The sequence below is a fragment of the Tsukamurella sp. M9C genome (genome assembly GCF_020169415.1).
GTDB lineage: Bacteria > Actinomycetota > Actinomycetes > Mycobacteriales > Mycobacteriaceae > Tsukamurella.
Genome location: NZ_JAIULG010000009.1, coordinates 25476 through 46169, shown reverse-complemented (window position 1 = coordinate 46169; position 20694 = coordinate 25476). Strand labels below are relative to the sequence as shown.

The window sequence follows — 20694 nt, the reverse complement described above, 5'->3', positions numbered from 1 at the left end:
CGGGAACTACGAGATGAGCCCGACGACCGTCGCGGAGATGAACGAGACCAGCGTGGCGCCGTAGAGCAGCTTGAGGCCGAACTTGGCGATCTGGTCGCCCTGCTCCGGTGCCAGGGACTTCGCGGCGCCGGCGATGATGCCGATGGAGCTGAAGTTCGCGAAGGAGACCAGGAAGGTCTGCACGATCGCGGTGGCGCGCTCGCTCATCACGACGGGGCCGTTGCCGGACGGGTTCATCTCGGTGAACGACATCATGGCGACGAACTCGTTGCTCACCAGCTTGGTCGCCATGATCTCGCCCGCCTGCACGCTCTCGGACCACGGCACGCCCGTGAGCCACGCCAGCGGCGCGAACACGTAGCCGAGGACGTCCTGGAACGTGGTGCCACCGAAGACCCAGGCGAAGAGACCGTTGACGAGCGCGAGCAGGGCGACGAAGCCGATCAGCATCGCGGCGACGGTGAGCGCCACCTTCGCGCCGTCCATGATGTACTCGCCGAGCATCTCGAAGAACGACTGCTTCTTCTGCTCGGGCGCGGCGAAGACGTCGTCCTCGGGGGCGACCTCGTACGGGTTGATCAGCGAGACCACGATGAACGCGCCGAACAGGTTGAGCACGATGGCCGCGACCACGTACCGGGGCTCGATCATCGTCATGTACGAGCCGACGATCGACATCGACACGGTCGACATCGCGGACGCCGAGAGCGTGTACAGGCGGTTCGGCGGCAGCGTCGGCAGGATCTTCTTGATCGCGATGAAGTTCTCGGACTGGCCGATGATCGCCGAGCTCACCGCGTTGAAGGACTCCAGCTTCGGCATGCCCGTGACCTTCGACAGCGCCAGTCCGAGGTACTTGATGATCAGCGGCAGCAGCTTGAGGAACTGCAGGATGCCGATCAGGGACGAGATGACGATGATCGGCAGCAGCACGTTCATGAAGAACGGGCCCGGGCCGCCGGGATCCTTGCTGTAGTCGACGAGGCCGCCGAATACGAACGCCGTGCCCTCATGGGCGAATCCCAGCAGGTTCTTGAAGCCCCGCGACAGCCAGTCGATGACGTTCTGCCCGACCGGGGTCTTGAGCATGATCAGGCCCAGCACGAACTGGATCGCGAGCATGCCCAGGATGTACGGCGCCTTCTTCTTGAGCAGGGCGACGTTCCGCGTGGGCAGGTACGCGAGGAGGAGGAAGACGACGAGTCCGAACACACCGACGATTACGTGCACTGGTGAATGAAATCACACACCGGCAGGTTAGGCGACACTTCTTTGTGACACGTTCCAGCGGCGCGGAATACTGTCGGGTGGAAGCAGTCGGTGCGAAGGAGATGACAGGTGACGTACACCATCGCAGAGCCCTGTGTGGATGTGCTCGACAAGGCATGTATCGAGGAGTGCCCCGTCGACTGTATCTACGAGGGCAACCGGATGCTGTACATCCAGCCCGATGAGTGCGTGGACTGCGGCGCCTGCGAGCCCGTGTGCCCCGTCGAGGCCATCTTCTACGAGGATGACGTGCCGGACGAGTGGGCCGAGTACGTGAGCGCGAACATCGATTTCTTCGACGAGATCGGTTCGCCCGGCGGCGCCGCCAAGCAGGGGAAGATCGACTACGACCACCCCTTCATCAAGGCGCTCCCGCCCATGAACACCGACACCGAGCACTGATCGTGCCGCGCGTGCCCGTGGCGTCCGGCCTGCCGAACTTCCCGTGGGACACCCTGGCGGGCGCGAAGGCGAAGGCCGCGGCGCACGTCGGCGGCATCGTCGATCTCTCCGTCGGCACCCCCGTCGACCCGGTCGCCGAGCCCATCCGCCGCGCCCTCTACGAGGGTTCCGCGTTCCCCGGCTACCCGGCCACGATCGGCACCCTCGCGCTGCGCGAGGCCGCCGCGGAGGCGCTGAGCCGCCGGTACGGCACCGTCGCGCTGCCGGAGAACGCGATCCTGCCCGTGATCGGGACCAAGGAGGCGATCGCGCAGCTGCCGTCGCAACTCGGGCTCGGAAGCGATGACGTCGTCGTGATCCCCGAGGTCGCGTACCCCACCTACGAGGTGGGCGCGCTGCTCGCCGGGGCCCGGCCGGTGCGGGCCGACGGTACCGCCCAGCTCGGCCCGGAACGGCCGGCGCTGGTCTTCGTGAACTCCCCGTCGAACCCGACGGGCAAGGTGCTCGGCGTCGACCACCTGCGCAAGGTGGTGCAGTGGGCCCGCGAACGCGGCGCGATCGTCGCGTCCGACGAGTGCTACCTGGGCCTGGCCTGGGAGGCCGAGCCCGTCTCGGTGCTCGATCCGCGCGTCTGCGACGGCGACACCACCGGTCTGATCGCGATCCACTCGCTGTCGAAGACCTCGAACCTCGCGTCCTATCGCGCGGGCTTCCTCGCGGGCGATCCCGCGCTCATCGCCGAGCTGGCCGCGGTGCGCAAGCACGCCGGCGCCATCGTTCCCTTCCCGGTGCAGGCCGCCATGACCTACGCCCTCTCGGTGGACGAGCACGAGGCCGAGCAGCGCGCCCGCTACGCCGCCCGCCGCGCGGTGCTGCTGCAGGCGGTCCGCGGCGCGGGCTTCACGGTGGACCACTCCGAGGCCGGGCTGTACCTGTGGTCGACGCGCGGCGAGCCCTGCCGCGACACCGTCGACTGGCTGGCCGAGCGCGGCATCCTCGCCGCGCCGGGCGAGTTCTACGGCCCGCAGGGCGCGCAGCACGTGCGGATCGCGATGACCGCGACGGACGAGCGGATCGCCGCCGCCGCCCAGCGCCTGGCCTGATGGGGATCTCCGGCGTCTCGGCCGCGTGGCGGCCCGAGCTCGCCGGGATGCTGCTCGACGGTGCGCGGTCGGGCTCCGTCGCCTTCACCGAGATCGTGGCCGAGAACGTCGACCCGGCCGCCCTCCCCGCCGAGCTGACGGAACTGGCGGGCCTCGGCGTCACGGTGGTGCCGCACGGCGTCACGCTCGGCATCGCGGGCGCCGACCTCCCCGATCCCGCCCGGCTGCGTCGGCTCGCCGACCTCGCGGTGGCGCTGGACGCGCCGCTCGTCAGCGAGCACGTCGCCTTCGTGCGGGCGGGCACCGTCGGGCTGGACGACGATCCCGCAGAGGACGCGCCCGGGCCCCACGACGATGTCCTGGAGGCCGGCCACCTGATGCCGGCCCCGCGCACCGCCGAGGCGCTCGACGTGCTCGTGGAGAACGTGCGCGCCGCGCAGGCGGCGCTGCCCGTGCCGCTCGCGCTGGAGAACATCGCCGCCCTGTTCGCGTGGCCCGAGGACCACTACGACGAGCCCGCGTACCTGCGGGAGCTGGTCGACCGGACCGGGGTGCGCCTGGTCCTCGACCTCGCGAACGTCTACGCCTCGTGCACGGCCCGCGGGGCGGACGCCGCCGCGGAGCTGCGGCGATACCCGCTGGAGGCCGTCGCCTACGTGCACATCGCGGGCGGACGCTTCGACAAGGGGCTCTACCTCGACACCCACGCCGACCCGATATGTCCGGAAGTTCTGGATCTGCTTGCGGTCTGGCGCGATTCACAGCGTTCTCTTGGGGGCGTTTCCGCAGGTGGGAGCACGTTGCCCGGAGTGTTGCTGGAACGTGACGAGTCCGTGATCGAATCCGCCGTTCGGCACGAGATGCTGTGCCTACGAGAGGTTCTCGAGATCGACTGAACGACGATCGGGAGGTGCGAGATGGAAGCAGTGGTGGTTCTCTTCGTGCTCTTCGCGGTGATCGCGGTGTGCGTCTCCGCCGCGGGAGGCCAGAGCGGCGGGCGGCGCGGCGGGCGGTCCCGCCGGCGCGGCGGCTCGTCGGGCGACGGCGGCGGCTCGGCCTGGTTCTTCGGCGGTTCCGACGGCGGCTCGCACCACTCGGGCCACGATTCCGGCTCCAACTGCAGCGCGAGCAGCTGTGGCTCCAGCAGCTGCGGGTCCAGCTCGTCGAGCAGTTCGAGCAGCTGTGGTTCCTCCTGAGGCGCGGGGCCGGCTGCGGCACCGCCAGGCGGCGGTGCTCACCGATCTGCTCGCCGGCCGGGTGCCGGCGGGCTTCGACGCCGGCGGCGCGGCCCTGACCGCCCGGGTCCTCGCGGTGAAGCGCGCGGGCTCGGCGGCCAGGGCGCTCCCGGCGCTGAAGACCCTGCCGGGCTGGCCGGGCGGCTTCGTCGGCTACGCCGCGGCGCACCCGAAGGCGGACTGCTCCGCCCACGACGCCCGCGCGTACGTCGATCACCTGCGAGCCCACGGCACGGAGACCGAGCGCGCGTGGGTCGCCGTCGAGTCGGTGCGCAGCGGCGCGCGGCGCTGGGCGGTGGCGCGCGGCCGCCCCGTCGTCCGGGTCGGGTCCCGGGTCTACGGCGCCTGACGCGCTACCGTGCGGCCCGGAGGAGGTCCAGGAGCAGCGGGTCGAAGAGCTCGGGCGTCTCCAGCGACGGGCTGTGCCCGGCGCCCGGGAGCACGTGCGGGTCGACGGTGCCGAGCGCCGCGGCCAGGCCCGCGCCCAGGACGCCGGCGTCGAAGACGTCCTCCGCGCCCACCACGACCCGAGCCGTGCCGCCGAACCCGCCCGCGACCGCGGTGAGGTCGCGCCGTCCGGCCCGGCCGCGCAGGGCCGCCGCCGCACCGGCCGGGGGCGCCGCGGCGATCATCGCGCGGGCCAGCTCGCACACCTCCGCCCGCGTCGCGACGGTCGTCGGCCCGAGCACGGCGGGCAGGAACTCCTCCCCGTACCGGACGGTGCCCTCGGCCTCGAGCCGGTCCGCGAGGGCGTACCGTGCGGCCCGGACCTCGGGGGCGTCGAGCCCGGCGAAGGTGTCGCTGAGCAGGAGGCGTTCGAGCCGTGGGCCGGCGAGGTCCACGAGCTCGAGCGCCACCTGGCCGCCCATCGAGTAGCCGACCGCCGTGAATCCCTCGGCCCCGAGCGCGTCGAGCACATCGAGCGCGGCCTCGGCGTGGTGGTGCAGCGGGATCTCGCCACCCGGCGGCGCGGGGGCGGTGTCGCCGAAGCCGAGCAGATCGGCCGCGACGCCCCGGAAACCGGCGTCCGCGAGCGCGGCCAGCTGCGGGGCCCACATGGCGCGGGAGAACAGGAAGCCGTGCAGCAGCAGCACCGTCGGACCCTCGCCCGCCACGGTGGCGCCGACGGGGCCGTGCCGGGTCTGCAGGACCCGCTCAGCCATCGAGCGCGATGTCCGACGGGTGGCCGGCCAGCGGCGTGACCTCCACCGTCATCCACTTGAACAGCGGCAGGCCCCAGAGGATCTCGTGCAGCCGCTCGTTGTCGGCGACGTCGAAGACCGAGATGTTGGAGTACTGACCCACGATGCGCCAGATGTGGACCCACTCGCCGCCGCGTTGCAGCTCCTGGCTGTAGGCCTTCTCGGTGGCGATGGTCTCGGCCCGGACCGCCGGGGCCACGTCGTCGGGGATGGCGACGTCCATGCGCACCGCGAACAGCGCCATCAGCGGGTCTCCGGATCGAGCACGAAGTCGTAGACCACGGTCTCGCCGTTGCCATCGGCGGCGGGCTGCGGGTCGAGCACCAGCTCCGGCTTCACGGCCGAGGCGATGTCGTCGTCGTTGTGCGCGTCGCCGGGGAAGTATAGCTGCGCGGTGAGCAGGTCCTTGCCGGGCGCGGACACCTTGAGGTGCAGGTGGGCGGGCCGCCAGGCGTGCCAGTCGGCGGCCGCGATGAGCTTGCCGCACGAGCCGTCGGTGGGGATCTGGTACGGCGCGGGGCGGATCGTCGTGATCTCGAACCGGCCCTCGTCGTCGGCGACGAAGCTGCCGCGCAGGTTCCACTCGGGCAGGCCGGGGGCGTACTGCGAGTAGAAGCCGTCGGCGTCGGCGTGCCAGATCTCGATCTTCGCGCCGGGCAGGGCGTTCCCGTCGAGGTCGCGGACCTGGCCCGAGAAGACGAGCGGGGTCCCCGACTCGTTCTCGCGCATGGGGAGTGCGCCGCGGGCGCCGATCACGGGGGAGTCGGGCACGTAGTACGGGCCCTCGATGGTGCCCTTGTTGCCCTGGTGGTGCGCGTTGGCGACCTCCTCGACGACGTGCTCGATCCAGACGTCCAGGAACAGGGGCCATTCGCCGTCCTGGCCGACGTTGATGAGCCAGGACTTCACGGCGTCGTACTCGGCGTAGGTCACCTGATGGCGCCGGACCACGTCGTGCACGGCGGTGATGACCTCGGTGGCGAGCTGGGAGACGCGCTCGGGCGGGGTGTCCGCGCCGGCGCCCTGCTTCTTGAGGAAGGCGGCGGTGGCGCCGGCTCCGGAATCGGCGGCCTTGGCGTCGGATTCGGTGGTGGTCATGGTCTTCTCCTCGGGTGGGCTGATGTTCTGGCTGAGGCTTCAGGGGGACGGGGCTATCCGTCGAGGCGGTAGTGCGCGAGCTTGTCGGGGTCGACGGTGACGCCGAGCCCGGGACCGGAGGGAACGGCCAGTTCGCCGTCGACGATGCGGAGCGGCTCGGTCAGCAGGTCGTCGGCCATGTCCAGGAAGTTGGAGAGCTCGCCGGCGCGGGCGCTGGTGGCGGCGTGGGCGGCGCCGAAGGCCACGGTGCAGGCGGTGCCGAGCTGGCCGTCGATCTGGTTGCCCATCACGACCTCCACGCCGAGGCCGGTGGCGAGGTTCAGGATCTCCTGCGAGCCGGTGAATCCCGTGCGGGCGGTCTTGATGGAGACGGCGGTGGCGCCGCCGCCGAGCAGCTCGCGGGTGATCTCCGCCGGGGTGGTGACGGATTCGTCGCCGACGAACGGGATGCGGCAGTTCGCCACCAGCCGCCGCCGGCCGAGCACGTCGTCCGCGGGGCACAGCTCCTCGGCCAGGGTGAGGCCGGCGTCGGCGAGCATGTCCAGGGCGCGGAGCGATTCCGAGGCCGTCCAGCCGCGGTTGCCGTCGATGTACAGCTCGGCCTTGTCGCCGAGGGTGTTCCGCAGCGCGCGCACCACGTCGACGTCGAGATCGACGGGGCGGCGCCCCACCTTCACCTTGAACGTGGTGATGCCGTAGCGGTCCCGGACGGCGGAGGCCTCCTGGGCCATGGCGGCGGGCGCGTCGAAGCCGAGCATGTGGCACACCCGCATGCGGTCGGTGTGGCCGCCGAGGGCGCGGCTGACCGAGGTGCCCCAGGCCTGCGCGAGGACGTCCCACACCGCCATGTCGACGGCGGCCTTCGCCGCGGGATTGCCGACGGTGCGGTGCATCCGGGCGTGCAGGACGGCGCGCCGGTCGGCGTCGAGCCCGACGAGCTGCGGGGCGAAGATCCCGTCGATCACGGCGACGATCCCGGCCTGCGTCTCGCCGTAGGTGAAGGGCCGCGGCGGCGCGTCGGCGTGGCCGACGAGGCCGCCCGCCGTGTGCACCCGCACCAGCACGTGGTCGGCGTGGGTCACCTCGCCGGAGGCGAACTTCAGCGCCTTGACGTAGGGGATCCGGTACGGGATCGCCTCGATGGCGGTGATGCGCAGGTCGGTCATGCGGCCGTCTCCCGTTCGTCGGTGAGGTCGGTCCCGCCCAGCGCCTCGAGGACGCGGGCGAGGAGGGGCGAGTCGTCGGCGGCACGCCACGCGAGGGCGAGCTCGACGCTCTCGGTGGCGGGCAGGTCCACGAAGTGCACGCCGGGGAGCTGGATGGAGCTGGCGGTGCGGGGGACCAGGGCGATGCCGAGGCCCGCGGCCACGAGGGCGAGCAGGGTGGAGGTCTGCGGCACCTGGTGGGCGCGGCGCGGGGTGAAACCCGCCGCGGCGCATGTCCGGACCACGGCGCCGTCGACGACGGAACCGGTATCGGCCGGGTAGGTCACGAAGGCCTCGTCCTGCAGGTCGGCGACGGTGACGTCGGGGTCCCCGTCGAACCGGTGCCCCTGCGGCAGCGCGAGGATCAGCGGCTCCGCGAAGAGCACCCGGTGCGCGATGCCCTCGACGGCGACCGGGGTGCGCAGCAGCGCGAGGTCCAGCCGGCCGTCGATGAGGGCGGCGGCCTGCACCGGCGTCAGCATCTCGGTGTCGATGGTGAGCTCGACGTCCGGGAGGACCGACTTCACCCGGCGGACCACGCGGGGGAGCACGCCGTACGAGGCGGAGCCCGTGACGCCGACCCGGAGCACGCCGCTCGCGCCCTGCCCGATCAGCCGGGCGCGGCCGACGGCACCGTCGAGCTCGGTGAGGATCCGGCGGACCTCCCCGGCGAAGACCCGGCCGGCCTCCGTGAGCTCCACCTGGCGGGTGGTGCGCTCGAAGAGCGGGGTGCCGAGGGAGGTCTCGAGCTGCCGGATGGTGCGCGACAGCGCGGGGCCGGCGATGTGCAGCCCGTCCGCGGCGCGGCCGAAGTGCTCGGTCTGCGCGACGGCCAGGAACTGGCGCAGGTGTCGCAGCTCCACGGCGTCCTCCTCGGTGGTCGATGTGATGTGCATCTCACGGTAGGAGCATCGATTGGGAAAGACCAGGACCTATTACGTCCTGATTGGTGCCCGAGCGGCAGCAAAAGCACCCTGGTGGGTTGCTAGCGATATGCCCGGCGCGCGGGCCGTACGCCGCGCGGCACGGTGATGGGGATCACAGCCACCCAGTCGACCGGAGGTCTCCCATGACCGTGACCGAACCCTCACCCACACCGTCCCCCGACGTGCTCGATCGGGCGATCGACGAGCGCCCCGCGGACGGTGTCTACCGGGTGAACCGCAACATCTTCACCGACGAGGAGACCTTCGAGCTGGAGATGAAGTACATCTTCGAGGGCAACTGGGTCTACCTCGCGCACGAGAGCCAGGTCCCCGAGGTCGGCGACTACTACACGACCTACATCGGCCGGCAGCCCGTGGTGATCACCCGCGGCGCCGACGGCGAGCTGAACCTGCTCATCAACGCCTGCGCGCACCGCGGCGCGATGCTGTGCCGCAAGAAGAGCGACAACCGCAAGACCCTCACCTGTCCGTTCCACGGCTGGACCTTCCGCAACGACGGCCGGCTGCTCAAGGTCAAGGATCCCGACGGCGCCGGCTACCCGGCCCAGTTCGACAAGGAGGGCAGCCACGACCTGACGAAGGTCGCGAAGTTCGGGAACTACCGCGGCTTCCTGTTCGGCTCGCTGAACCCGGACGTGCCCTCGTTGGAGGAGCACCTCGGCGACACCACGGCCATCATCGACATGCTGGTGGACCAGTCGCCCGACGGGCTCGAGGTGCTCCGCGGTGCGTCCACGTACACCTACGACGGCAACTGGAAGGTGCAGGCGGAGAACGGCGCCGACGGCTACCACGTGACCGCCACCCACTGGAACTACGCGGCCACCACCAGCCGCCGCAACACGGGCGACTCGGGCAACACCACCAAGACGCTGGACGCGGGCCAGTGGGGCAAGTCCGGCGGCGGCTACTGGTCGTACCCGAACGGCCACCTGTGCCTGTGGACCTGGGCGGGGAACCCGCAGGACCGCCCGCTGTGGGACCGGCTCGACGAGCTGAAGGAGCAGTTCGGTGAGGCCAAGGGCGACTTCATGGTCCGCGGCTCGCGCAACCTGTGCCTGTACCCGAACGTCTACCTGATGGACCAGTTCTCCACGCAGATACGGCATTTCCGCCCGATCAGCGTGGACAAGACGGAGGTCACCATCTACTGCATCGCCCCGAAGGGCGAGTCGAAGGAGAACCGCTCCTGGCGGATCCGCCAGTACGAGGACTTCTTCAACGCCTCGGGCATGGCGACGCCGGACGACCTCGAGGAGTTCCGCAGCTGCCAGAAGACCTTCCTCGCGACCGCTGCGCAGTGGAACGACATGAGCCGCGGCGCCGAGCACTGGCTCACCGGCCCGGACGAGGTCGCGACGACGCTCGGCATGACCGGCGTCGTCTCCTCCGGCGTCAAGAACGAGGACGAGGGCCTGTACCCCGTGCAACACAAGTACTGGCAGGAGGCCCTCCAGGCCGGCCTGCAGGCCGACGCCGCGAAGGGAGTCGTCCGATGAGCGCCGCGGCCGGCTCGCGCGCCATCGATCAGCACGTCATCGAGCAGTTCCTCTACCGCGAGGCGCGGCACCTGGACGACCGCGAGTTCGAGAAGTGGCTGGACTGCTACGCCGCCGACTGCGAGTTCTGGATGCCCGCCTGGGCCGACGACGACAAGCTCACCGATGACCCGCAGACCGAGATATCGCTGGTCTACTACCCGGACAAGGGCGGCCTGACGGACCGCGTCTTCCGGATCCGCACCGAGCGCTCGTCTGCGACTTCGCTGCCGGAGCCGCGGACCAGCCACAACATCACCAACGTCGAGGTGATCGAGCGCCGCGGCGACCTGGTGGACGTCCGATTCAACTGGCACACCATGTACTTCCGGTACGACACGATCGACCCGTACTACGGCACCACCATGGCGACGCTCGACTTCTCGGGCGAGCAGCCCCTGTTCCGCCGGAAGACCGTGGTGCTCAAGAACGACTACATCCACCACGTCGTCGACATCTACCACGTCTGAACGGGCGGAAGGGATCTCATCATGGCGCATCAGGTGGCGCTCGCCTTCGAGGACGGGGTGACCCGGTTCATCTCCGTCGACCCCGGGCAGACGGTGGCGGACGCCTCGTACCGGCAGCGGATCAACATCCCGCTCGACTGCCGCGACGGGGCGTGCGGAACGTGCAAGGCGCTCTGCGAATCCGGGACCTACGACGGCGGCACCTACGTCGAGGACGCGCTCACCCCGGACGAGGCGGAGCAGGGCTACTGCCTGCCCTGCTCGATGTCGCCGACCTCCGACCTGGTGCTGCAGATCAACAGCACCTCGGCGGTGGCGAAGACGCAGGTGGGCGAGTTCGCCGCGACCGTGACCGGGCTGGAACGCCTCACCCCGAGCACCGTCGGGCTGCGGCTGCGCGCCGACGAGCGCGAGCGCCTCGCCTTCCTCCCCGGGCAGTACGTGAACATCGCGGTGCCCGGATCCGGGGTCGACGGTGCGCCCGACGCCGAGCGGTCCTACTCCTTCGCCTCGCACCCCGACGACGAGGAGCTGGAGTTCCTGGTCAAGCTCATCCCGAGCGGCGGCGCGATGTCGGACTGGCTCACGGGGCGGGCGAAAGTCGGCGACCGGGTGAGCTTCCGGGGGCCGCTCGGCTCGTTCTTCCTCCGCGAGGCCGACCGGCCCGCGTTGCTCGTCGCCGGCGGGACCGGGCTCGCGCCCATGCTGTCCATGCTGCGGTCCATGCGCACCCGGGATCCGGGGCGCTCCGTGCAGCTGCTCTACGGCGTCTCGCAGGACCAGGACGTCACGCAGCTCGACGTGCTCTCCGGCCTCCGGGAGGAGCTGGGGGCGTTCGACTTCGAGCATTGCGTCTCCGCCGCCGACAGCACCGCCGCCCACCGCGGGCACGTGACCGACATCCTCCGCACCGCGCACCTGCACGGCGGCGACGTGGCGGTCTATCTCTGCGGGCCGCCGCCCATGATCGACGGCTTCCGCGCGGAGCTGGACAGGCTCGGTATCACCCCCACGGGCTTCTACTACGAGAAGTTCCTCCCCGCCGTCGCCGCTGCCCCCGCATCCGCCGTTCCGGCGGCCGCACCCGCGACCGAGGCCCCGGTGTCCGTCGCGTCGAGTCCCGCGCCCGCGGCGTCCACGTCCGTCGAACCCCCGGCCCCGCTGCCGGCGGCCGCAGCACTGGAACCCGATGCCGCGGAGGCTCTGTCGTTCGACGGGCTGCTCGTCGGCGCGGGCGGTGCGCTCGTGGAGAATCCGGACGCGCGCGGCGTGGCGGGCCAGCCGCTCCTCGCCACGAGCGACCTGCAGCCGCTCGTCCTGCACGCGGATCCCGCCGCGCGGGCGGACGGCTACGAGATCGGCGAGGAACACCCCGACATCCGCAAGTCCGACGCCGTCTTCGAGGCCCGCAAGGCCCTCGAGCTCGGCGCCCTGGAACTCGTGCTGGGGCGGCTCGGCTCGCCACAGCTCGCCGGCTACCGGCTGCTCGCGGAGGCCACGGTGCCCTACCTCGACGGCGACCGGCTCACCGACGCCGCCGGGTACACCGAGGCCAACGCCGCCTTCCACGACTACCTGTTCACGCTCACCGGGAACGAGCACCTGCTGGCCGCCTACCAGCGGCTCGGCGTCCGCAGCCACATGGACACCACCCTGCGCAGCGCCACCTGGATCCACCCGCGCTGCGCGCAGGACCATCTCGACATCGTCGAGGCGATCGCCGCCGGGGACCGGGAGGCGGCGCGCACCCTGGTCGCCGACCACGCCGAGCGGTCCATGGAGACCACGCGACGCGCGATGCACGAGCAGGAGCTGGCCCGCACACCCGCCTTCGTCCATCCCGGGCGGTTCGCCGGCCGGGTCGTCGTGGTCACCGGCGCCGCGCAGGGCATCGGCGAGCGCGTCGCCCGCCGGGTGCACGCGGAGGGCGGGCAGGTCGTGCTCGTCGACCGGTCCGACCTGGTCCGCGAACTCGCCGACGAGCTCACCACCCACGGGGCGCAGGCCGTGGCCGCCGTGGCCGACCTCGAATCGCTCACCGGCGCACAGGACGTCGCCGCGCAGGCGCTGGAACGCTTCGGCCGGATCGACGTGCTCGTCAACAACGTGGGTGGCGCGATGTGGTTCAAGCCCTTCACCGAGTTCACGGAGGCGCAGATCGGCGCCGAGGTCACCCGGTCCCTGCTCACCACGCTGTTCTCCTGCCGGGCCGTGCTGCCGTCGATGCAGCGACGGGGTCACGGGGTCATCGTCAACGTCTCGTCCGTCGCGACCCGCGGCGTCCACCGCGTGCCCTACTCGGCGGCGAAGGGCGGCGTGAACGCGCTCACCGCGTCGCTCGCGATGGAGTACGCCGACAGCGGGATCCGCGTCGTCGCCGCGGCCCCCGGCGGCACCGAGGCGCCCGCCCGCCGCATCCCCCGGGGCGGGGACGTCCCCGAGACCGAGGTCGAGCGGGCGTGGTTCCAGGCGCACATCGACCAGACGCTGGAGTCGAGCCTGATGCACCGGTACGGGACGCTCGACGAGCAGGCCGCCGTGATCTGCTTCCTGGCGAGCGACGAGGCCGGCTACCTCACCGGCTCGGTCCTGCCGGTCGGCGGCGGGGATCTCGGCTGAACCGGCGTCCCGCCGCCGCCCCGCCCGCCTATCGTGGGGCGATGGACCCCTGGTCGGTGCGGCGCATCCGTGGAGCCCGGTCGGCCGTGATCGGCGACCCGACGGGCCGCGGGGCGCGGGCGCTGGCGACGCTCGCGCGACCGGAGGCGTCCGTCGTGCAGGCCCTCGGCGCCCTCGCGCCGGACGACGGTGCGCGGGTGCGCGAGGCCCTCGCCGCCGGTGCCGGCGTGATCGTCGCCGACGCGCAGCGGCTCGATGACCGTGAGCTCGGTGAGCTCGCGGCCGCGGCGCAACGGGGCACGCCGGTCGTACTGGCGCGGGCGACGGCCGAGCCGCCGGTATCCGGCCTGTGGAACGACGACGCGCGCGCCCTCGGCGCCGACGTCCACCTCGCGCTGGACGCCCTCTCCGCCGACGAGATCGCCGCCCTGGCTCGCGGCCTCGGGCTCGAGCTGTCGGGCGCGGCAGCGGTGCGGCTGCACCGCCGGACCGGGGGCGCGATCGAGGCGACGCTCGCCGCGCTCGACGAGGCCGCGCGCTCCGGCGGGCAGCCCTCGGACGCGGTGCCCGCGGGCGAACGGCACCGGATCGCCGCGGCGCTGGCGGAGGTCGGGGAGCCGGCGGCCGGCGTCGCCCTCGCGGCGGCGGTCCTGGGCGGCGCGGCCCCGACCGACCTCGCCGCCGTGGCCGGCACGGAGGTGACAGCGGAACTGCTCGACGCGCTCGCGGCCCACGGGCTGGTGATCGCCCGCCGGGACCGGGACGGCCCATGGATCGCGCCGCCCGCGCCGATCGTCGCCCGCGCGGTGGAGGAGGCCTCCGCGTGGACGGACAGGGCGCGGCTGCACGCCGCAGCCGCCGAGGTGGTCGATCCGCACCGCGCCCTGCGCCACCGCGCGGCCGCGGTCCTGCGGAGCGACGCGGCGCTGGCGAGAGCGCTCGCCGACGACGGCGGTGCGCTGGCCGCCCGCGGCGAATGGTCCTCGGCCGCTGCTGCGTTCGCCGCGGCCACCGGCGTCGCCGCCGACGCCGAAGCCGCGCGCGAGCTGCGGATCGCGGCCGTCGACGCGTACGTCAGCGCCGGCGACCTCGGCGCCGCCCGCGAGCTGGTGCCCGCCATCGAGGCACTTCCGGCCAGTCCCGAGCGGGACTCGGTGCTGGGCTACGTCGCGATCCAATCGGGGCGGCCCGCCGAGGCGCTGGACCGGCTGGAGCGCGCCTGGAACGCGGTGAACCCCCGCCTGAACCCGCTCCCCGCCGCGCGGATCGCGCACCGTCGGGGCCTGGACGCCCTCGTGCGCTGGGACGGCCCGGCGCTCATAACCTGGGCCGACCGTGCCATAGCCCTCGGCGGCGACGCTCCGCCCGCCATCGAGTCCCGGGCATTCCGCGGGCTCGGCGCCGCTGCGGCCGGCGACGTGGTCGGTGCGGCCCGCGCGGTGGAGGTGGGGCTCGCCGAGACCGGCCTTCCCGTCGCGGTGTCCCAGCGGCTCATGCTGGGCGTGGGCTGGATCCAGTACGGGCTCGGAGACCTGGACCGGGCGCGGACCGCGCTCACCGCCGCCCGGGAGGCCGTGGGCGGCGCGCACCGGGTCTCGCTGTGGGCCCTCGGTTGGCTGGCGCGGGTGCAGTTCGAGATCGGCGACTGGGACGCCGCGCTGGACAGCGCGCGCGAGGCAGTGGAGCTCGGCGACAGCACGGGGATCGTGCTCTGCTCGCCGCTCGCGCACTGGACCGCGGCCGAGATCCTCTCGCTGCGCGGTGACGCCGACGGCGCGGACCGGCACGCGGCGGCCGCGCGGGTCGCCCCGACCGGCTATCTGACGCAGCGGATCCCGGCGGCGCTGGCGCAGGCCGCGGCGGCCCGCGGCGGTCCGCGCGCCGTGCTGGCGGCCGTCCAGCCCCTCCTCGCGGACCCGGCCGCCCGGACGGTGGGGCCCGATTTCTGGCCCTGGCACCACGTCGCCGCCCGCGCGCTCGCGGACGCGGGGCGCGGCGACGAGGCCGTCGCCCTGCTCGACGGCGCGCCGGCACCGCAGAGCACGCCCGCGCGGATCCGGATGGGTGCGGCCCGCGCGGCGGCGGATCCCGATGCCGACGCGGCGGCGGACGCGCTGCGGGATTGTCTGGCGGAGGCCGAGTCCTTTCCCGTCGCGGCGGGCGGCCTGCACCTCGACCTGGGAATGCTGCTGCGGCGCACCGGGCATCGGAGGGACGCGGCCCACCACCTCGGCGAGGCCGCGGCGGCCTTCGAGTCACTCGGGGCGCACGCCCGGTTGCGGACGACCGACCGCGAGCTGGGCCGGACGAGCGGCCCGTCAGCCGCGGACGTCGCGACGCTGACCCCGCACGAGCTGAACGTCGCGCGCCTGGTGGTGGCGGGGGATACCAACCGGCGCGTCGCGGAGCAGCTGTACCTCTCGCCGAAGACGGTGCAGTTCCACCTGACCCGGATCTTCGCCAAGCTGGGCGTTCGGACCAGGGGGGAGCTCACCGCCCGGTACGGCGGCGAGCTCACGGACCGCGGCCCGGCGGGCCTCGGCGGCTAGCGGCGCACCCAGCTGATGATTGCCTCTGCGAATCATCGCGGGGTCGAGTGCTACGCTATTGCAAAGAGGAGTGAGGTTCAGTTGTGGGAAGGCGGTGAAGATGACATTCACGAAAGTCAGGGTCGCCCTGGTCGCTGCGCTGTGCGCGGCGGTGGTGCTGTGCGGCGTGGGGTTGTGGATGGTCGAATCCCGCCTGGTGTCACACCATCCGGAGTGTGTGGGCACCGGCTCGCCGCGCGTGTCCGTGACCGAGCCCGTGGGCGAGCAGCCCGTCCTGCATCGTGCGCTCGACCGGGTGTTGGGCGGGCTGGGGTGCTCCGTGGGGCCCGCCGGCGACCTCTCCGCGAAGAGTATTCACTGACGGTGGACGAGAACGGCGGCCGGGTCAGGCACCGGCCGCCGTTCTCGTCGCGTCCGGGTCAGTTCTTGTGCAGCGCGGCGTTGAGCTCGACGCCCTCGCTCTTCCACGGCACGACCTCGACCGCGCCGGTCACCGAGTTGCGGCGGAACAGCAGGTTGCTCTGCCCGGCCAGCTCGCGCGCCTTGACCTGCGTCCCGTCCGGGCCGGTCACCTTGGTGCCGGCCGTGAGGTAGAGGCCGGCCTCGAGCACGCAGTCGTCGCCGAGCGGGATGCCCAGGCCGGAGTTGGCGCCCAGCAGGCACCGCTCGCCGAGCTTGATGATCTCCTTGCCGCCGCCCGACAGCGTGCCCATCGTCGAGGCGCCGCCGCCCACGTCGGAGTGATCGCCGATGACGACGCCCGCCGAGATGCGGCCCTCGACCATCGCGGTGCCGAGCGTGCCGGCGTTGAAGTTCACGAAGCCCTCGTGCATGACGGTCGTGCCCTCGGCCAGGTGCGCGCCGAGGCGGACGCGGTCGGCGTCGCCGATGCGCACGCCGCTGGGCAGCACGTAGTCGACCATGCGCGGGAACTTGTCGACCGAGTACACCGTGACGTGGCCGCGCGGGAACAGCGCCGCTCGCACCGACTCGAAGTCCACGGGGGAGCAGGGGCCGAAGTTGGTCCACACGACGTTCGCGAGCAGGCCGAACTGGCCGTCGAGGCTGAGGCCGTGCGGCTGCACGAGGCGGTGGCTCAGCAGGTGCAGGCGCAGGTAGACGTCGTGCGCGTCGGCCGGGGCGGCGTCCAGGTCGGCGATCGTGGTCTGCACGACCACGACGCGTACCTTGCGGGCCGCGTCCGCGCCGGCGGAGGCCGTGAGGACCTCCGGCGCACCGTCGGGATCCTGCACGGTGCCGGCGGTGCCGCCGCCGTCGGTCAGCTCCGGCGCGGGGTACCAGGTGTCGAGCACCGTCCCGTCGTCCGTGAGGGTGGCCAGTCCGTACGCCTTCGCTCCACGATTCGTCACGCGATCAGGGTACCGGCAGGGTTCCGGCGGGCGCGGCCCCAGCCGAGGAGGGCCGCCGACGGCAGGGCGTCCTCGACCACGTGAACCAGCCGCCGACGGCGTCCACACCGAGCCCGCTGCGCACCTCGGCGTCGCTCATCCCACGGTGATCTCGCGGGTGAACACCGGTTTGGAGTGGCGGCCCACGATCCGCTCGGGTAACTCCTCCCAGTCGAAGACGTCGCTGACCACGGCCCGCGGGTCGACGGTGCCGGACGCGGCGAGGTCGAGCGCACCGGGGATGGTCGGCCGAACGTTGTCCCGGGCGATGCGCAGGTTCACGCTGTTGAGGTACATCGCGAAGAGTGGCAGTTCGCCCGGCTTGAAGTGATTGCCTGCGCTTTCGACGATGCCCTCCGGCTTCAGGGACAGTGCCGCGATCGACAACTGGTCGACCCGGGCGGTGGCCTCCACCGCGATGTCGAAGCCCTGGTGGACGGGGTCGATCGCCTCCGCCGTCCGCGCGCCATAGGTCTCCGCGAGCGAGCGGTGTGCGGGATCCGGGTCGACGTACAGGACATCGCCCGCGCCGAGCGCCCGTGCGATGTCGCAGACGTAGAGCCCGATGCTTCCCCGAGCGAGCACCAGTACCGAGCCGCCGGGCCGCGTCCGCAGGTGCGGCGCGACCAGCCGGTACGCCAGGGAGAAGTTGTCGCTCGCAGAGGCCATCGCCACCGGGTCGAGCCCGGCGGGCAACGGCACCAGCATGGCGTCGGCGTGGGGCACGCGCACGAGATCGGAGAACAGGCCACCCCAGTTGCCGCCGATCGGGGCGCCGTACATCGCCATGTAGGGCACCGTCGAACAGTGCGCGGTGAGCCCGGCGCGGCACCGGTCGCAGTCGCCGCAACTGATGGACCAGGGCACGACGACGAGATCGCCGGGCGCGACGGTGCGGACCCCGTCTCCCACCTCGAGCACCCGGGCGACGCACTCGTGGCCGAGCGCGAACGGCCCGGGGACGGGGGAGTGCCCCGCGAGGATCTGGGTGTCGACGTCGCACGTGGTGGCCGCGACCGGCGCGACGATCGCCTGCTCGTCGCCGCTGATCCGCGGGTCCGGCGCTTCGCGCCACTCCGCGGTCCACCGCTCCACGTAGGTCAGCTCACGCATCGGCTGCCTCCGCGCGCTGGGCGGCGGCGATCTGCTTGAGCTCTGCGAACCGGACGATCCCACCGCCCGCGCCCCAGGTGCCCTCCGGCTGCTCATGGACGAGCACCCACACCTGGAGCGCGCTCTCCGGCGAGAGTCCGGCGGTGTGCAGCACCACCCGGGTCGCCTCGTCGACCAGGCCGACGAGGCGCCGCTCCGAGAGCGCGCCCTGCGGCACGGTCACGTCGACCCGGAACCGCGGCAGCGCATCCTCGGAGCTGCCGAAGTCGGCCTCGGCGACGCTGCTCCACGCCTGCGCGCGGAAGAACGGCGTGTCGGGCGCGCCCTCCCAGCGCAGCAGCGTCGACTCGAGGGTCGCGCGCAGCGCGGCGCGGTCGACCCCGGTGAGGGCGCCGGCGGACGCGGTCAGCTGGATCATCGGCATAGCAACTCCTATGACAGTCGTTATAGAACGAATCGGACGGTACGCTATGACAGTCGTTAGAACAAGAGGAGGTCGGGCGATGGCACGTGAATCGTCGGAGGTGCGCGCCCGGGTCGTGGCGGGGGCCGCGGACCTGTTGCGGCGGCGTGGATTCACCGCCGCCTCGGTTCGCGAGATCGCGAAGCACTCGGGGGCGCCCCTCGGTTCGACCTACCACTACTTCCCGGGCGGCAAGTCCGAGCTGGCCACCGAGGCGGTGCGATTCGCCGACGGCCTCACCCGGAGCGCCCTGGCCTCCCGCATCGAGGACGACCCGCGCGCCGGACTCGCCGCCTTCATCGAGACGTGGCGGACGATCCTCGAGGACAGCGATTTCGGCGCAGGCTGCCCGGTGCTCGCCGTCGCCGTCGACGAGCACCCCGACGCCGGCGCGCCGCGCGCGGCGGCCGCGGAGGCCTTCGCCGCGTGGCGGGAGCTGCTTGCAGAGTCCCTCCGCGGACACCGTGTGCCGGAAGCCCGCTCGCGGTCGCTCGCTGCGCTCGCGGTGGCGGCGGTGGAGGGCGCTGTCGCGATGTGCCGAGCGGAGCGCTCCACCGCCCCGCTCGACGAGGTGGCGACCGCGCTCGATGTCGCGCTCGCGGGTGCGCTCGAGGTGGACGGCGGGTAGCCACCGAGATCGACGCCGCGCCACCGCGCTCGCGCTGCGGAGCCGACGGATTCGGATACCGTGCATTCAGTGACCACGACACTCGACACGGCCAAGCTCGCCAACCGGATCGACGACGCGGTCGACGACGGGGACCTGAGCACCGTCGCATCGCTCATCGCGCCCCTGACCTCGCACGAGGTCGCCGACGTCCTCGAACGCCTCAGCCGGAAGGACCGCGCCGTGGTCTTCCGCCTGCTGGCGAAGGACGAGGCGCTCACCGTCTTCGAATCCCTCGACGCTCCCCTGCAGGGCGAGCTCATCCACGATCTCCAGGACGACCAGGTCACCGGCCTCTTCGCCGAGCTGGACCCCGACGACCGGGTCACCCTGCTCGACGAGCTGCCCGCGACCGTCGCCGGACGCCTGCTCCAGGGCCTCCCGGAGGGCGAGCGCGCCGCGACGGCGGCCCTGCTCGGCTACCCCCAGGGATCCGTCGGCCGCGAGATGACCCCCGAGTTCGTCTCCGTCCACCCCGGCGACACCGCCGAGCAGGCCCTGGAAGCGGTGCGGGCCCGGATCGACGACGTCGAGACCATCTACGGCATCCCGGTCGTCGGGCCCGGGCGCGTGCTCGTCGGCATCGTCGGGCTGCGCGGCCTGCTGCGCAGCGCCCCGGAGACCCCGGTGCGCGAGATCATGAACATCGCGGGCACGGCCCGGGCGCGGGAATCGGCCGAGGAGGCCGCCCGCCGCTGCGCCGAGCAGCGCCTGCTGGTGATGCCCATCGTCGACGACGAGCACCGCCTCGTGGGCATCCTCACCGTCGACGACGCGCTCCGCATCCTCGAGGAGGCGGAGAGCGAGGACGCGGCGCGACAGGGCGGCGTGGAACCCCTGAACCGGCCCTACCTGTCGACGCCCGTGCGGACGCTGGTGCGCTCGCGCGTGGTGTGGCTCCTGGTCCTGGCGATCGGCGCGACGCTGACCGTCAAGGTGCTCTCGGTCTTCGAGGACAGCCTGCAGGAGATGGTGGTGCTCTCGCTCTTCGTGCCGCTGATCATCGGCACCGGCGGCAACACGGGCAACCAGGCCGCCACCACCGTGACCCGCGCGCTCGCCCTCGGCGACATCACCACCGCGGACGTCTTCCGGGTGCTGGGCCGCGAGGTCCGCGTCGGCGCGACCCTGGGCCTGGTCCTGGGCACCCTCGGCGCGGTCATCGCCGGCGCCCTCTTCGGGGTCGACGTGGGACTGGTCATCGGCGCCACGCTGTTCGGCGTCTGCACCATGTCGGCCACCGTCGGCGGGCTCATGCCGATCGTCGCGAAATCCATCGGCGTCGACCCGGCCGTCTTCTCCAACCCGTTCATCAGCACGTTCGTCGACGCGACCGGCCTCATCCTGTACTTCCTCATCGCCAAGGCGATCCTCCCGATCTGAGCACCACCCTGGAGGGGTGACT

The 20694-nt window shown here is 72.4% G+C and carries 21 protein-coding genes; 12 read left to right on the top strand and 9 right to left on the bottom strand.

Features of this window, described 5'->3' with window-relative positions; all coding sequences use genetic code 11:
• Positions 1-6: 6 nt before the first annotated feature.
• The gene (locus tag LB823_RS07210; RefSeq protein ID WP_224646085.1) at positions 7-1230 is read right to left on the bottom strand and encodes a nucleoside transporter C-terminal domain-containing protein; all 1224 of its coding nucleotides are present in this window, start codon (positions 1228-1230) and stop codon (positions 7-9) included.
• A 108-nt stretch (positions 1231-1338) separates the two neighbouring features.
• Here LB823_RS07210 and fdxA point away from each other — a divergent pair, with 108 nt between their 5' ends.
• Genes fdxA through LB823_RS07185 form a run of 5 tightly spaced genes read left to right on the top strand, consistent with a single transcriptional unit; the run spans position 1339 to position 4358 of the window.
• Positions 1339-1671, top strand: coding sequence for a ferredoxin (gene fdxA / locus LB823_RS07205; protein ID WP_224646084.1), 333 nt, complete (start codon positions 1339-1341; stop codon positions 1669-1671).
• A 17-nt stretch (positions 1672-1688) separates the two neighbouring features.
• Positions 1689-2774, top strand: coding sequence for a succinyldiaminopimelate transaminase (gene dapC, locus LB823_RS07200; protein ID WP_224646131.1), 1086 nt, complete (start codon positions 1689-1691; stop codon positions 2772-2774).
• Positions 2774-3670, top strand: coding sequence for a DUF692 family multinuclear iron-containing protein (locus LB823_RS07195; protein ID WP_224646083.1), 897 nt, complete (start codon positions 2774-2776; stop codon positions 3668-3670). The genes dapC and LB823_RS07195 overlap by 1 nt, the downstream gene beginning before the upstream one ends.
• 21 nt (positions 3671-3691) lie before the next feature.
• On the top strand, positions 3692-3970 hold the full coding sequence (locus tag LB823_RS07190) for a hypothetical protein (protein WP_224646082.1): 279 nt from the start codon (positions 3692-3694) through the stop codon (positions 3968-3970).
• Complete coding sequence (locus LB823_RS07185; RefSeq protein WP_224646081.1) at positions 3957-4358, top strand: hypothetical protein; 402 nt, start codon at positions 3957-3959, stop codon at positions 4356-4358. The genes LB823_RS07190 and LB823_RS07185 overlap by 14 nt, the downstream gene beginning before the upstream one ends.
• Before the next feature lie 4 nt (positions 4359-4362).
• Here the strand turns inward: LB823_RS07185 and LB823_RS07180 are convergent, their stop codons facing one another.
• The 5 genes from LB823_RS07180 to LB823_RS07160 are packed head-to-tail and all read right to left on the bottom strand — an operon-like array spanning position 4363 to position 8410.
• Positions 4363-5172 (bottom strand): alpha/beta fold hydrolase, encoded by an 810-nt coding sequence (locus LB823_RS07180; protein ID WP_224646080.1) that lies wholly within the window; start codon positions 5170-5172, stop codon positions 4363-4365.
• Positions 5165-5455: a muconolactone Delta-isomerase gene (gene catC / locus LB823_RS07175; RefSeq protein ID WP_224646079.1), complete on the bottom strand. Its 291-nt coding sequence runs from the start codon at positions 5453-5455 to the stop codon at positions 5165-5167. Before catC ends, LB823_RS07180 begins: the two co-directional genes overlap by 8 nt.
• Positions 5455-6309, bottom strand: a complete 855-nt coding sequence (gene catA, locus LB823_RS07170; protein ID WP_224646078.1) for a catechol 1,2-dioxygenase — start codon at positions 6307-6309, stop codon at positions 5455-5457. The genes catC and catA overlap by 1 nt, the downstream gene beginning before the upstream one ends.
• A gap of 53 nt (positions 6310-6362) precedes the next feature.
• The gene (locus LB823_RS07165; RefSeq protein WP_224646130.1) at positions 6363-7466 is read right to left on the bottom strand and encodes a mandelate racemase/muconate lactonizing enzyme family protein; all 1104 of its coding nucleotides are present in this window, start codon (positions 7464-7466) and stop codon (positions 6363-6365) included.
• 5 nt (positions 7467-7471) lie between these two features.
• Positions 7472-8410, bottom strand: coding sequence for a LysR substrate-binding domain-containing protein (locus LB823_RS07160; protein ID WP_224646077.1), 939 nt, complete (start codon positions 8408-8410; stop codon positions 7472-7474).
• Between the two features lie 173 nt (positions 8411-8583).
• Here LB823_RS07160 and benA point away from each other — a divergent pair, with 173 nt between their 5' ends.
• From benA to LB823_RS07135, 5 genes are all read left to right on the top strand, one after another.
• Positions 8584-9960, top strand: coding sequence for a benzoate 1,2-dioxygenase large subunit (gene benA / locus LB823_RS07155; RefSeq protein WP_224646076.1), 1377 nt, complete (start codon positions 8584-8586; stop codon positions 9958-9960).
• Entirely contained in the window at positions 9957-10469 is a 513-nt protein-coding gene (gene benB, locus LB823_RS07150) for a benzoate 1,2-dioxygenase small subunit (protein ID WP_224646075.1), read from the top strand. Before benA ends, benB begins: the two co-directional genes overlap by 4 nt.
• A gap of 21 nt (positions 10470-10490) precedes the next feature.
• A complete protein-coding gene (benC, locus tag LB823_RS07145) occupies positions 10491-13088 on the top strand; it encodes a benzoate 1,2-dioxygenase electron transfer component BenC (protein WP_224646074.1) in 2598 nt (865 codons plus the stop codon).
• 41 nt (positions 13089-13129) lie between these two features.
• Positions 13130-15637 carry a helix-turn-helix transcriptional regulator gene (locus LB823_RS07140; protein ID WP_224646073.1) on the top strand — a complete coding sequence of 836 codons (2508 nt, stop codon included), beginning with the start codon at positions 13130-13132 and terminating at the stop codon, positions 15635-15637.
• A gap of 100 nt (positions 15638-15737) precedes the next feature.
• Positions 15738-15998 (top strand): hypothetical protein, encoded by a 261-nt coding sequence (locus tag LB823_RS07135; RefSeq protein ID WP_224646072.1) that lies wholly within the window; start codon positions 15738-15740, stop codon positions 15996-15998.
• A 58-nt stretch (positions 15999-16056) separates the two neighbouring features.
• On the opposite strand, the gene dapD is transcribed toward LB823_RS07135, so the two are convergent.
• From dapD to LB823_RS07120, 3 genes are all read right to left on the bottom strand, one after another.
• Positions 16057-17007, bottom strand: coding sequence for a 2,3,4,5-tetrahydropyridine-2,6-dicarboxylate N-succinyltransferase (gene dapD, locus LB823_RS07130; protein WP_224646071.1), 951 nt, complete (start codon positions 17005-17007; stop codon positions 16057-16059).
• A 135-nt stretch (positions 17008-17142) separates the two neighbouring features.
• Entirely contained in the window at positions 17143-18159 is a 1017-nt protein-coding gene (locus LB823_RS07125) for a zinc-binding dehydrogenase (RefSeq protein WP_224646070.1), read from the bottom strand.
• Complete coding sequence (locus LB823_RS07120) at positions 18152-18583, bottom strand: tautomerase family protein (protein WP_224646069.1); 432 nt, start codon at positions 18581-18583, stop codon at positions 18152-18154. The genes LB823_RS07125 and LB823_RS07120 overlap by 8 nt, the downstream gene beginning before the upstream one ends.
• Positions 18584-18662: 79 nt before the next feature.
• On the opposite strand from LB823_RS07120, the gene LB823_RS07115 reads away from it, so the two are divergent.
• Positions 18663-19250, top strand: a complete 588-nt coding sequence (locus LB823_RS07115) for a TetR/AcrR family transcriptional regulator (protein WP_224646068.1) — start codon at positions 18663-18665, stop codon at positions 19248-19250.
• A 69-nt stretch (positions 19251-19319) separates the two neighbouring features.
• A complete protein-coding gene (mgtE, locus tag LB823_RS07110; protein WP_224646067.1) occupies positions 19320-20672 on the top strand; it encodes a magnesium transporter in 1353 nt (450 codons plus the stop codon).
• The last annotated feature ends 22 nt before the right edge of the window (positions 20673-20694 follow it).